This window comes from Streptomyces sp. NPDC058284 (assembly GCF_042881135.1).
GTDB lineage: Bacteria > Actinomycetota > Actinomycetes > Streptomycetales > Streptomycetaceae > Streptomyces.
The window spans coordinates 73,909-86,219 of sequence record NZ_JBHVYE010000007.1 but is presented as its reverse complement, the minus strand read 5'-3'; the positions used below and the strand labels follow the sequence as shown (position 1 = coordinate 86,219).

10 protein-coding genes and 1 riboswitch are annotated in these 12,311 nt (G+C 73.5%); of the genes, 6 read left to right on the top strand and 4 right to left on the bottom strand.

The features are described 5' to 3' along the window. Positions 1-61: 61 nt before the first annotated feature. The 4 genes from ACFVYR_RS12580 to ACFVYR_RS12565 form a co-directional block, all read right to left on the bottom strand. Positions 62-187 (bottom strand): SapB/AmfS family lanthipeptide, encoded by a 126-nt coding sequence (locus ACFVYR_RS12580; protein ID WP_384256787.1) that lies wholly within the window; start codon positions 185-187, stop codon positions 62-64. A gap of 47 nt (positions 188-234) precedes the next feature. Continuing rightward, a complete protein-coding gene (gene lanKC, locus ACFVYR_RS12575; protein WP_384256789.1) occupies positions 235-2,958 on the bottom strand; it encodes a class III lanthionine synthetase LanKC in 2,724 nt (907 codons plus the stop codon). 217 nt (positions 2,959-3,175) lie between these two features. After that, positions 3,176-3,409, bottom strand: coding sequence for a ferredoxin (locus ACFVYR_RS12570; protein ID WP_384256791.1), 234 nt, complete (start codon positions 3,407-3,409; stop codon positions 3,176-3,178). Then, entirely contained in the window at positions 3,409-4,875 is a 1,467-nt protein-coding gene (locus ACFVYR_RS12565; protein ID WP_384256793.1) for an aldehyde dehydrogenase, read from the bottom strand. Before ACFVYR_RS12565 ends, ACFVYR_RS12570 begins: the two co-directional genes overlap by 1 nt. Positions 4,876-5,131: 256 nt before the next feature. Between ACFVYR_RS12565 and ACFVYR_RS12560 the strand changes: the two genes are divergently transcribed. The 6 genes from ACFVYR_RS12560 (at position 5,132) to ACFVYR_RS12535 (ending at position 12,298) form a co-directional block, all read left to right on the top strand. Then, positions 5,132-6,202: an MBL fold metallo-hydrolase gene (locus ACFVYR_RS12560; RefSeq protein WP_384256795.1), complete on the top strand. Its 1,071-nt coding sequence runs from the start codon at positions 5,132-5,134 to the stop codon at positions 6,200-6,202. 19 nt (positions 6,203-6,221) lie between these two features. After that, positions 6,222-6,355, top strand: a riboswitch (cobalamin riboswitch). Between the two features lie 123 nt (positions 6,356-6,478). Continuing rightward, positions 6,479-7,711: a prenyltransferase/squalene oxidase repeat-containing protein gene (locus ACFVYR_RS12555; RefSeq protein WP_384256797.1), complete on the top strand. Its 1,233-nt coding sequence runs from the start codon at positions 6,479-6,481 to the stop codon at positions 7,709-7,711. Next, positions 7,708-8,364 carry an SCO2322 family protein gene (locus ACFVYR_RS12550; protein WP_384256799.1) on the top strand — a complete coding sequence of 219 codons (657 nt, stop codon included), beginning with the start codon at positions 7,708-7,710 and terminating at the stop codon, positions 8,362-8,364. The genes ACFVYR_RS12555 and ACFVYR_RS12550 overlap by 4 nt, the downstream gene beginning before the upstream one ends. 24 nt (positions 8,365-8,388) lie before the next feature. Beyond that, positions 8,389-9,684 carry an energy-coupling factor transporter transmembrane component T gene (locus tag ACFVYR_RS12545; RefSeq protein ID WP_384256802.1) on the top strand — a complete coding sequence of 432 codons (1,296 nt, stop codon included), beginning with the start codon at positions 8,389-8,391 and terminating at the stop codon, positions 9,682-9,684. After that, positions 9,681-11,444 (top strand): ABC transporter ATP-binding protein, encoded by a 1,764-nt coding sequence (locus ACFVYR_RS12540; RefSeq protein WP_384256804.1) that lies wholly within the window; start codon positions 9,681-9,683, stop codon positions 11,442-11,444. Before ACFVYR_RS12545 ends, ACFVYR_RS12540 begins: the two co-directional genes overlap by 4 nt. Then, entirely contained in the window at positions 11,441-12,298 is an 858-nt protein-coding gene (locus tag ACFVYR_RS12535) for an ECF transporter S component (protein ID WP_384256807.1), read from the top strand. The genes ACFVYR_RS12540 and ACFVYR_RS12535 overlap by 4 nt, the downstream gene beginning before the upstream one ends. The last annotated feature ends 13 nt before the right edge of the window (positions 12,299-12,311 follow it).

Genomic DNA, 12,311 nt, shown 5'->3' with positions numbered 1-12,311 from the left:
CGACCCCCTCGCGGGTGCCGGCCAGGCCCTCAGTGCCTTACCACTCAGATGCGGTCAGACATCAGAGACAGAGCAGAACACTTGCGGTGCTCCAGCAGAGCAGCAGGCTGGCCTGGCTTCCGCCACCGCCACCGCCGCCACCGGTCAGCTCGTCGGACTCCATGCTCTGCAGGTCGAGAAGCGCCATGAGAATTCCCTCTCTTTTGGGGGTGTTGCCATCCCTGTTGGGTGTTGTCACGATCCCGCGGAGTCGCGGAACCGCGTCTGTGGGCGCCGCAGCGGCGGCAGGAAGGGCAGCTGTGCCCCGCCGCCGTCGCCGAGCGCGCCGGCGAGTGCCAGAAGGCAGCCGGCCGTACCGGTGTGGAGGTCCATGGACAGGCGCAGCATCTGGTCGCCGGGAAAGGCGAGCTGGCCCGCGTACGACATGGCGAACCAGCCGAGTTCCTCGATCTGCGCGGTGACGTCCTTGGGCGTGATGCCCGGCGTCGTGCTGCGGTTGACGTGCAGCAGCAGTCCGGCCCGGCCCTGGAAGAGGCCCGGCTGTACGCAGAAGCGGGAGCGCGCGGAGGCGAGGATGGCGGGCCGTGCCGTCTCGAAGTCGGGGTCGGCGCGGTGCGCGAGGTAGTCGTCGAGGACCATGCCGATGCCGACGCTGCCCTCACCGAGGTAGGGCATGGTGCGCCAGCCCTCGTTGACGGCGAGACCGCCGTCCCGCGGCTGGGTCACGCACTGGGCGAGGTCCGTGCGCAGGGCGCGGGCCGCCAGGTCGAGGAGGGCTCGGTCGCCGCCGCGCTCGTACAGGCGCAGGAAGAGCAGTGCGGGTCCGCTCGCGCCGCGCAGCAGTCCGGCCCGGCGCCGCCCGGTCTTCGGGGCCTGCTCCGCGGACTCCGCGGTGAGGCGCTCGGCGAGGACCTCCGCCGCCCGCTCCGCGTGGCGGGCCAGGGCACTCTCGCCGGTGCTGTGCGCGAGGGCGTCGAGGGCGAGGCCGAGACCGGCGAGGCCGCCGTACAGGTCGGAGGGGAGCCGCTGCCAGTTCTCCCGCAGTACGAGTTCCATGAGGTCGAGGGCGCGGGTGCGGTGGCCGAGGCGGTCGAGCACGTGGGCGATGCCGGCGAGGCCGTCGTGGTATCCGAGCGGGGTGCCTGCCGGGGTGGGCGCGGTGTGCTTCAGGAGCCAGCGCTCGCCCTCCTCGTAGCGTTCGGCGCCGCTCTCGGCGAGGGCGAGCAGCACACCGGCCGCACCGTGCGCGACGTTGAGCCCGCCGCCCTCGGTGAACTGCGCGATGTCGCCGGGGAAGAGCCGGTCGTCGCGGTCCGGCGTCGCGGAGGCGAGGACGGCCTTGACCATCGAGTCCCGGCTGTACGGCCAGTCGGCCGGGTCGACCAGTGGTGCGGCGGCTCGTGCCGCGTGGCGGGTGGCGCCGGTCCGGCCCCCCTCCAGGGCGCCCCCCTCCGGGGCCTTGAGGTCTCCCGCGGCGCGGACCGGCGCCGGCTCGTTGCCGTCGGTGGCGTGCTGCCCGTCGCGCTGGATCTCGGCGACGGCCTCGGCGAGAAACTCCTCCGGTATGTCGGGGAATTCGGCCGCTATCACCTCGGCGAAGTGGGCCGCCTTGCCGCGGTCGATGGAGAGCAGCGAGGTGATGGGCAGGAAGAGTGCGAGCCGCAGGCAGGCGAGGGCGTAGCGGTCGACGTCGGTGCCGGTGCGGTCCGGTGGTGCGACGAAGCCGGGGTGGGCGACGATCTGGCGCCCCGCGTCGCCCACGGTGCCCGCCGCCTCGAAGTCGAGGAGGAAGACGGACTGTTCGTCGGGCGCGACCATGATGTTGAAGAGGTGCAGGTCGTTGAAGACGACGCCGCGTCCGTGCACGGCGGTGACGGCTTCCTCGACGGCGTGGTACATGCGCAGCGCCCAGGCCGTGTACGCGGATATGTCGGCGGGGTCCGGTTCGCTGACGCACAGCGGGTGCCGGTGGGCGAAGAACGAGTTGAGGGTGGACCCTTCGAGGAAGTCCATGACGAGGAAGCGGTGGCCGTCGAGGAGGAACCAGTCGCGCACCTCGGGGGCGACGCCGAGTCCGGAGAGCTTCTCCAGGGCGTCCTTCTCGCGTTCGAGGCGGGCCACGGCGTCGGCGCCGTCGGCGGCGAGGCCGGCGTGCGGGCGGCCCTCCTTGAGGACGACCTTGCTGCCGTCGCGGGTGTCGGTGCCCGCGTAGACTCCGCCGCCGTTGGAGAAGTGCAGGGCCTTCTCGATGCGGTACGGCAGGTCGGCGACGGTGGAGGTGTTGCGGGCCTTGAGCGCCGGTTCGAGGAAGGCGGGCAGCGTCACCCACGCGGGGACCTTGAAGGCGGGGTCGCGCGGGTCGGGGACCAGCCGCCCCTCGCCGTCCTCGATGGCGGGCACCAGCGTGCCCCTGCCGTTGTCGCACATGCGGCGGGTGAACGCTCCGTACCTGACGTACAGCGGCCCCTCGCGCCAGCGCAGGTCCGTGAGGATGTACGGGCCTTCGGTCCCGTCGAGCCGGTCGCCCAACCGGTTCAGGATGTCGTGCAGTTGGGCTTCGTCGGCCGGGTAGACGGTGACGGCCTTGCCGCTGTGGTCCCGGCCCGCGTACTTGCTGTTGCGCAGGTGCAGCAGGTGTTTGCCCGGCACGAACTTGAAGGGGATCCGGCGGGGCACGCAGTGGTCCCACACGGCCGATATGACGTGGTCCGCGTTCTCCAGGGTGGCGGAGACGTGGATCTTCCAGCCCTGCTGGGGGGCGGGGAGCGGGTCTCCGCCCTCGTCCAGCGGGACGAAGGAGAGCCAGTCGCCCGCGCGGCCCGAGCGCCAGCCCTCGGGGACGGGGCGGCGGGCCGCGGGGAACTCGGTGGAGCCCTTGGTGGCCGTGGACGTCAGTCGGTCCGGGGTCTCGTAGAAGTGCCTGTCGGCCAGACAGTAGACCTCGTACCGCTTGTCCATGGCGTCCCCTCTCCGCTCGGTGTGGCACTGAGATTTCCAGGGCTCCGAGGGGCGGAACAGTCACGAGTGTCATCGATCGGCCGTGCGGAACGCATGCGTAAAGTCACGTTCGCTCATGTTCGACGGTCCAGACTAGCTACGGTCCGGACATATGGCGACGCCCGCGCCGCCACCGAGGTGAACTTGGCGCGGGCGTGACCCCGTCGACGCCGCGGTGCTACTCCTCCGGCGGGAACACGATCTCCCCGCCGTCGGCCAGCGCGATCGTGATCGCCTCCACCGGGCAGCCCTCCGCGGCCTCAAGGACCTTCTCGTTGGCGTCGGTCTCGGCGGCGGTGGGGTGCGACTGGCGTGCGGTGTCCAGCTCGAAGCCGCCGGGGGCGGTGAGTACGCACATGCCCGAGCCGATGCAGACCGACCGGTCGACCTCGACGTGCCAGCGGTCCCCCATCAGGCACCCGCCCCCTCGTAGCCGGCCGGGAGGTGGATCATCTTGTGCTCGAAGAACTCGCCGTACCCCTCGGGTCCGAACTCGCGCCCGAGGCCGGAGTTCTTGTAGCCGCCGAAGGGGCCGAGCATGTCGAGGCTGAAGGTGTTCACGGAGTACGTTCCGGTGCGCACCTGCCGCGCGATGCCGATGCCCCGCTCGACGTCGCCGGTCCAGACACTGCCGCTGAGCCCGTAGTCGGAGTCGTTGGCGATCTTCACCGCCTCGCTCTCCTCGCCGTACGGCAGCAGGCAGATGACGGGGCCGAAGATCTCCTCTCGGGCGATCCGCATCGAGTTGTCGACGTCGCCGAAGAGCGTCGGCTCGACGTACCAGCCCCGGTCCATACCGGCCGGCCGGCCGCCGCCCGCGAGGATCTTCGCGCCCTCCTCCTGGCCGATGCGGATGTAGTCGAGGGAGCGCTGCTGCTGCCGCCGGGCGACGAGCGGGCCGAGTTCGGTGGCGGGGTCGAGGGGGTCGCCGACCTTGAGCGCACAGGCTGCGGCGGCGAAGGCCTCGGCGAACTCGTCGTAGCGGGTGCGCGGCACGAGGATGCGGGTCTGGGCCACGCACGCCTGGCCGTTGATCATCCAGGCGAACGGCGCGATGCCCGCGACCGCGGTCGCCGCGTCGGCGTCGGGGAGGACGACGGCGGCCGACTTGCCGCCGAGCTCCAGTGTCACGCGGGTCAGGTTGCGGGCGGCGACCTCCATGACGCGCTTGCCCGCGGCGACGGACCCGGTGAAGGAGACCTTGTCGACGTCCGGGTGCCCGACGAGGTACTCGCTCACCTCGCGGTCGGCGCAGATGATCGAGAGCACGCCTTCAGGCAGCCCCGCCTCGGCGGCGATCTCCGCGAGGATGTAGGAGTCGAGGGGCGCTTCCGGCGAGGTCTTGAGGACGACCGGGCAGCCGGCGAGCAGGGCGGGGGCGAGTTTGGCGGCGGCGGTGAACTGCGGGACGTTCCACGGCACGACGGCCGCGACGACGCCGACCGGTTCGCGCCGCACGAGCAGCTTGCCGAGGACGCCGTCCCGCTCCTCCTCGTAGGGGAAGTCGCGGGCGACGGTGATCGCCGCGTCCCACGCCATCATCGCGGAGAGGGCCTGCACCATCACGCTTGACGTGTAGGGCGTGCCGTTCTCGGAGCTGATGACGCGGGCGATCTCCTCGTGGCGTATCGCGAAGCCGTCCTTGATCCTCGATATGACCTCGATGCGCTCGTCCGGCGTCATCCGCGGCCACGGGCCGTGCTCGAAGGCCTTGCGGGCACCGGCGACGGCGCGGTCCACGTCGGCGGGGGCCGCGTGCGGCACGCGGGCGAAGACCTCTTCGGTGTGCGGGGAGACGACGTCGATGACACCCTTGCCGAGCGGGTCCACCAACTCCCCGCCGATGAACAGCTGTCCGTGTTCCACGAGCTCGGTCATGGCTGACTGCCTCCTGCGGGTCCCTGCGGGGCGTTTCCTGACACCGTTTCAGAACTGATGTTTCAGAACTGATACCAGTTCTAGTTGGAGGAGTCCACGCCCGAAAGCGCCAGAAGCGCCAGAAGCCCAGGAGGCTCCGGAAGACCCCGGGAGGCTCGCGGGAGCGCCAACCCGGCGGCTAAGAGGTGGACTTGGGCGACTATTGGAACTAGTTCTAGTTATAGTGGCGGGCATCAGCGACAGAGACGAGGCGCCCATGACGCGGGTGAGCGGCGGCACGCGGGCGAGCGGCCCACCGGTGATCGAGCACGGCGGCGGCGTCTGGAGCATCAAGGTCCCGATCCCCGACAACCCCCTCGGCTTCACCCTCGTCCACCTCCTGGACACCGACGCGGGCCCCGTCCTCGTCGACACCGGCTGGGACGACCCGGCGTCCTGGGAGACCCTCGCCGCCGGGCTCGTCGCCTGCGGCACCGCGGTCCAGGACGTGCACGGCGTCGTCATCACCCACCACCACCCCGACCACCACGGCCTGTCCGAAGCGGTCCGCGAGGCGTCGGGCGCGTGGATCGCGATGCACGAGGCGGACGCCTCCGTGGTGCGCCGCACCCGTGCCAACCCGCCCGAGCGCTGGTACGCCTACATGGCCGCGAAGCTCACCGCCGCGGGCGCCCCGGCCGGCCACGTCGCCCCCCTGGTGCGGGCCCGCGACGAGGGCCACCCCCGCGCACTGCCCGGCCTCGCCCCCGCCCTGCCCGACCTCGGCATCACCCCGGGCGAGCTGCTCGCCCTGCCGGGCCGCCGGGTACGCGCGATCTGGACCCCGGGACACACGCCGGGCCACGTCTGCCTGCACCTGGAGGAGGACCACCCGACGGGCCTGCGCGGCCACGGCCGGCTCTTCTCCGGGGACCATCTGCTGCCCGGCATCACGCCGCACATCGGCCTGTACGAGGACCCCGACGACGACACGGTGACCGACCCCCTCGGCGACTACCTCGACTCCCTGGAGCGGGTCGGCCGCCTCGCCCCCGCCGAGGTCCTCCCCGCCCACCAGCACGCCTTCACCGACGCCCCCGGCCGCGTACGTGAACTCCTCGCGCACCACGAGGAGCGCCTGACGAGCCTGCTCACCCTGCTCGCCGAGCCCCTCACCCCCTGGCAGATCGCCACCCGCATGGAGTGGAACAGGCCCTGGGCCGAGATCCCCTACGGCTCGCGCAACATCGCGGTCTCCGAAGCGGAGGCCCACGTACGCCGCCTGGTGAAGCTGGGGCGCGCGGAGGCGGTGGCAGGGAGCGATCCGCTCGCGTTCGTGGCGGTGTGACCCGAGGGGCCCGCGGACCGGCCGGTAGAGTGAGTGCGTCGTCCTCACGTCCGAGCAGGGGAAAGTCCGGTGCGAATCCGGCGCTGACCCGCAGCCGTAATCCGACCGCAGCGTCGGTGAGCCGGAATGCCCGGCGCGGAACGTGACCGGCTCGCTTCACCGGACCCTCCGGTGAGCGGCACCGTCGAGGTATACGGAGCCGGAGCCGCCGGAAGCCGTGCTGCCCGCACGGACCGCGCCGCCCCGCTCCCCGCAGGGAGAGGCATCCGCCCCATCATGAACGTTCGTCGCAGTGCGGCGGTCCTGGCCGCCGTCGCCGTGTTCGGCTCGGCCGCGGCACCGGCCGCCTTCGCGGAGAGCAGCTCCCCGTCGCCCTCGACCGCGCTCCCCTCGGGCCTCTACGGCAAGCAGGACCCCAAGTTCGACGGCGTCTTCCGCCAGTCGTACGCCCTGCTCGCCCAGCACACCCAGGACATCGAGCCGGCCGCGAAGGCCGTCGACTGGCTGACCGGGCAGCAGTGCGCGAGCGGCGGCTTCGCGGCGTACCGCGCGGACGCGAGCACGCCGTGCAACTCCAAGACCACGGTCGACAGCAACTCCACCGCCGCCGCCGTGCAGGCCCTCACCGCGCTCGGCGGCCAGGACAAGGCGGTGAAGAAGAGCGTCCAGTGGCTGAAGTCGGTGCAGAACAAGGACGGCGGCTGGGGCTACAACCCCGGCTTCCCCTCCGACGCGAACTCCACGGGGATCGTCGTCGGCGCGCTCGTCGCCGCCGGTGAGAACCCCGCGTCCGCCAAGTCCCAGGGCGGGAAGTCCCCCTACGACGCGCTGCCGAAGCTCGCCATGGACTGCGGCAAGGACGGCGGCGCCTTCGGCCTCGCCGACGCCAAGTCCGGCAAGGTCTCGCCGAACGCCGGCGCCACCGCGGCCGGTGTGCTCGGCAGCCTCGGCCGTGGCCTCGTCGTGGCGCCCGCGAAGAAGGCCACGTCCGGCGCCCCCAAGTGCGCGAAGCCGGACACGACGGCGCAGGCCGCGAGCAACGGCACCGGCTACCTCCTCGACACCCTCGGCAAGAACGAGGACCACCTGATGTCGTCGATGCCGGGCGTCGGCGACATGCCGGACGTCGGCGGCACCGCCGACGCCGTGGTCGCCCTCGCCGCCGCCGGACAGCAGGAGCAGGCCAAGAAGTCCGCGGTGTGGCTCACGGAGAACTCCGCGAAGTGGGCGAAGCAGTCGGGCCCCGCCGCCTACGCGAAGCTGATCTTCGCCGCGAACGCCGCGGGCCTGGACCCGCGCGACTTCGGCGGCGCCGACCTCGTCAAGCAGCTGAACGCCCAGGGCCCGCCCCCGCAGTCCGCCTCCGACCACGCCTCGGCGTCGGACAAGGACGAGAAGAAGGACGACGACGGCGGCGTCAGCGTCTGGTGGATCGTCGGCGTCGGCATGGTCGCCGGCATCGGCATCGGCTTCCTGTACAGCGGCAACCGCAAGAAGAAGCAGCCGTGACGGCAGGCCGTGGGCGGCTGCTGCTCGGGGTGCTCCTCGCCGCCGTCGTCGGCGTCCTCGTGGCCGCGCCCGCCCAGGCCGCCGGCTACCGCTACTGGTCGTTCTGGGAGCGGGACGGCGGGCAGTGGACGTACGCGAGCCAGGGCCCGGGCACCGCGCGCCCCGACGACGGTGACGTACAGGGCTTCCGCTTCGCGGTCTCCGAGGACTCCAAGGACGCGGCGAAGCCGCGCGGCGCAGCGGACTTCGAGGACATCTGCGCGGACACCCCGGCCGAGGACGGGCACAAGCGGGTCGCGCTGGTCGTCGACTTCGGCACGGCGGGCGACGCGCCCGGCGGTGAGCGCCCGCCGAAGCCGCGTACCGCCTGCGCCAGCGTCGCCGACGACGCCACCAGCGCGGAGGCCCTCGCCTCGGTCGCCGAACCGCTGCGCTACGACAGCAAGGCACTGCTCTGCGCCATCGACGGCTACCCGAAGTCGGGCTGCGGCGAGCAGGTCGCCGCAGACGGCAGCGACCGGCAGGAAACGACCGCGGCCCCGGACGGGGACGGGGACGACGGCGGTCCCTCCCTCGGCCTGATCACCGGGGTCGCCGCCGTCGCGCTGCTCGGCGCTGCCGCGGTCTGGCAGGCCCGCCGTCGCCGCGGCTGACGCGGCCGGACGACGGACAGCACGATGACGGACCACGGCAGCGGCGCGCCCGGCCCCCTGCGGCGCCGCCTCGCCCCCGAGGCGCACCGGAGCAACGCCCTGCACCCGGGCGCCTGGTGGGTGTGGGCCATCGGCCTCGGCACCGCCGCGTCCCGCACCACCAATCCGCTCCTGATCGGGCTGCTGATCGGCGTCGCGGGCTATGTGGTGGCGGCGCGCCGGACGTCGGCGCCGTGGGCGAAGTCGTACGGCGCGTTCGTGAAGCTGGGGCTCATCGTCATCGCGATCCGGCTGCTCTTCGCGGTCGTGCTCGGCTCGCCGATCCCCGGCACGCACACCGTCGTCACGCTGCCGGAGGTGCCGCTGCCCGACTGGGCCAAGGGCGTGCGCATCGGCGGCCGGGTCACGGCCGAGGGCCTGGCCTTCGCGCTCTACGACGGCATCCGCCTGGCCGGTCTGCTGATCTGTGTCGGCGCCGCCAACGCGCTGGCCAGCCCAGCGCGGCTGCTCAAGTCACTGCCGGGCGCGCTGTACGAGGTGGGGGTCGCCGTCGTCGTGGCGATGACCTTCGCGCCGAACCTCGTCACCGACGTGCAGCGGCTCCGGGCCGCCCGACGGCTCCGCGGGCGCCCCGACCGCGGAATGCGCGGGCTGCTCCAGGTCGGGCTTCCGGTCCTGGAGGGCGCCCTCGAACGGTCGGTCGCGCTGGCCGCGGCGATGGACGCGCGGGGCTTCGGGCGCACGGTCCCGGTCCCCGCCGGGGTGCGCAGGGTCACGGCCGCGCTGACGCTCGGCGGCCTGATGGGCGTCTGCGTGGGAACGTACGGACTGCTCACCGCGGAGGGCACCGCCTACGGCCTGACCGTCCTGTTTGCCGGACTGCTCGCCGCGCTCAGGGGCCTGCGCCTCGGTGGCCGCTGCTCGGTGCGCACCCGCTACCGCCCCGATCCGTGGGGCGCGCGCGCCTGGCTGGTCGCCGGGTCCGGGGTGGCGGTCGCGGCCGTGATGCTCTGGGCCACGTCGCACGACCCGGCGGCCCTGCACCCCGGAGTCGTCCCGCTCGTCGCACCGACCCTGCCGCTGTGGCCCGCGGCGGCGGTACTGGTCGCACTGGTGCCGGCGGTGGTGGCGCCGGTGCCGGTGTCGATGTCGGCGCCGACCGGGACGGAGGCCGGGGCGGCGGGAGCGGGCCCCGTCGGCCCGCGGGAGCACGCCCCGCCGGAGCACGCGCCGACCGCGAACCCCTCGCCCGCGGCCTGGCGAACACCGCCCGCCCGCCACACCGACGCCCGACCCCCCACCCCCGAGGAGCCCTCATGATCCGCTTCGAGGACGTCTCGGTGACCTACGACGGGGCGAGCGCGCCCACCGTCCGCGGGGTCGACCTCACCGTGCCCGAGGGCGAGCTCGTGCTGCTCGTCGGGCCGAGCGGAGTCGGCAAGTCGACACTGCTCGGCACGGTGAGCGGGCTCGTGCCGCACTTCACCGGCGGCACCCTGCGCGGCCGGGTGAGCGTGGCGGGCCGCGACACCCGCACGCACAAGCCGCGCGAACTCGCCGACGTCGTCGGCACGGTCGGCCAGGACCCCCTCTCGCACTTCGTGACGGACACGGTCGAGGACGAACTGGCGTACGGCATGGAGTCCCTCGGGCTCGCCCCCGACGTGATGCGCAGGCGGGTCGAGGAGACCCTTGACCTCCTCGGCCTCGCCGACCTGCGCGACCGTCCCATCGCCACCCTCTCCGGCGGCCAGCAGCAGCGCGTCGCCATCGGCTCCGTCCTCACCCCGCACCCCCGGGTCCTCGTCCTCGACGAGCCGACCTCCGCGCTCGACCCGGCCGCCGCCGAAGAGGTCCTCGCCGTGCTGCAGCGGCTCGTCCACGACCTGGGCACCACGGTCCTGATGGCCGAGCACCGCCTGGAGCGGGTCGTGCAGTACGCGGACCAGGTGCTGCTGCTCGCCGCGCCGGGCGAGCCGCCCGTGCTCGGCGACCCGGCCTCGCTGATGGCCCGCTCCCCCGTCTTCCCCCCGGTGGTCGCGCTCGGCCGCCTCGCGGGCTGGTCGCCGCTGCCGCTGACCGTGCGGGGCGCGCGGCGCCGGGCGGGCGCGCTGCGCGAACGGCTCGCCGAGGCCGGGCCGCCGCCCGGAGAGAGGCAGGAGGGCCGGCCGGCCCCGGAGCGCACGCCCGGCCGTTGGCCCCGGCTGCGCAAGGAACGTACGAAGGAACGTGCGCAGGGACGCACACAGGGACGTACGAAGGAAGACACGCAGAAACGCCCGCCCGAAGAGGCCACCGCGACCGCCACCGCCGCCGCGTCCGTCGACCGGCTCGCCGTGCGCCGTGGCCGTGTCGAGGCGCTGCGCCGCGTCGGCCTCACCGTCGTGCCCGGCGAGACCGTCGCCCTGATGGGCCGTAACGGCGCCGGCAAGTCCACCCTCCTGTCCACCCTCGTCGGCCTGCTCGAACCCACTTCCGGCACGGTCCGCGTCGGCGGCGTGGTCCCCCACCGCACGCCCCCGCGACAGCTGATCCGGCACGTCGGCCTGGTTCCCCAGGAACCGCGCGACCTGCTGTACGCGGACACCGTGGCCGCCGAGTGCGCTGCCGCCGACCGGGACGCGGACGCGGCGGCCGGGACCTGCCGCTCCCTGGTCGGCGAGTTGCTGCCCGGCATCACGGACGACACCCACCCGAGGGACCTCTCCGAGGGCCAGCGGCTCGCGCTCGCCCTGGCCGTCGTCCTGACCGCCCGGCCGCCCCTGCTCCTCCTCGACGAGCCGACCCGCGGCCTCGACTACGCGGCCAAGTCCCGCCTGGTCACGGTCCTGCGGGGGCTCGCCGCCGAGGGGCACGCGCTCGTCCTCGCCACCCACGACGTGGAACTGGCCGCCGAGATCGCCCACCGTGTGGTGATCCTCGCGGACGGCGAGGTCGTCGCGGACGGCCCGACCGAGCAGATCGTCGTGTCGTCGCCGTCCTTCGCGCCCCAGGTCACGAAGATCCTGGCGCCGCAGGAGTGGCTGACGGTGGCCCAGGTGCGCCACGCCCTCGACGCGGCCGGGGAGGGACCGTCGTGAGGGCCGCGCCGAAGGTCCGGGGCCGGGCTCCCGGGGCGCAGGTCCAGGCCCGGCCGATCCGTCTCGGCCGCCGTTCGATCGCCGCGCTCGCACTGGTCAGCGCCGTCGGCGTGGTCGCCTTCGGGTGGCCGCTGCTCGCGGGCGACGGGTCCGGGCTCAGCGTCCACGCGCAGGACGCGCCCTGGCTGTTCGCGGCGCTGCTCCCGCTGCTGCTCGCCGTGGTGGTGGCGACCATCGCGGATGTCGGCCTCGACGCGAAGGCGATCGCGATGCTGGGGGTCCTCGCCGCGGCCGGTGCCGCGCTACGCCCGCTCGGCGCGGGGACGGCGGGCATCGAGCCGATGTTCTTCCTGATGGTGCTGAGCGGACGGGTGCTCGGGCCGGGTTTCGGGTTCGTGCTCGGGGCGGTGTCGATGTTCGCGTCGGCGCTCCTGACGGGCGGTGTCGGGCCGTGGATGCCGTTCCAGATGCTGTCGATGGGCTGGGTCTGCATGGGCGCGGGGCTGCTGCCGGGGCCCGACACCCTGCGCGGGCGGCGCGAACTGTGGCTGCTCGCGGCGTACGGGGCGGTGGCCTCCGTCTTGTACGGCACGGTGATGAACCTCCAGGGCTGGCCCTACCTCGGCGGCCTGGCCACCGGAGTCTCCTTCGTGCCGGGCGACCCGCTCCCCGACAACCTCGGCCGCTTCGTCGCGTACTGCCTGGCCACCTCGCTCGGCTGGGACCTGCCGCGGGCCGTCGTCACGGTGCTGCTGAGCCTGGCGCTCGGCTCCGCCGTCCTGAAGGCGCTGCGCCGGGCGACGCGCAGGGCAGCTTTCGAGGCGCCCGTCACATTCGAGGCCCCGAAGCCGTAGCGGCCTGTCGCGC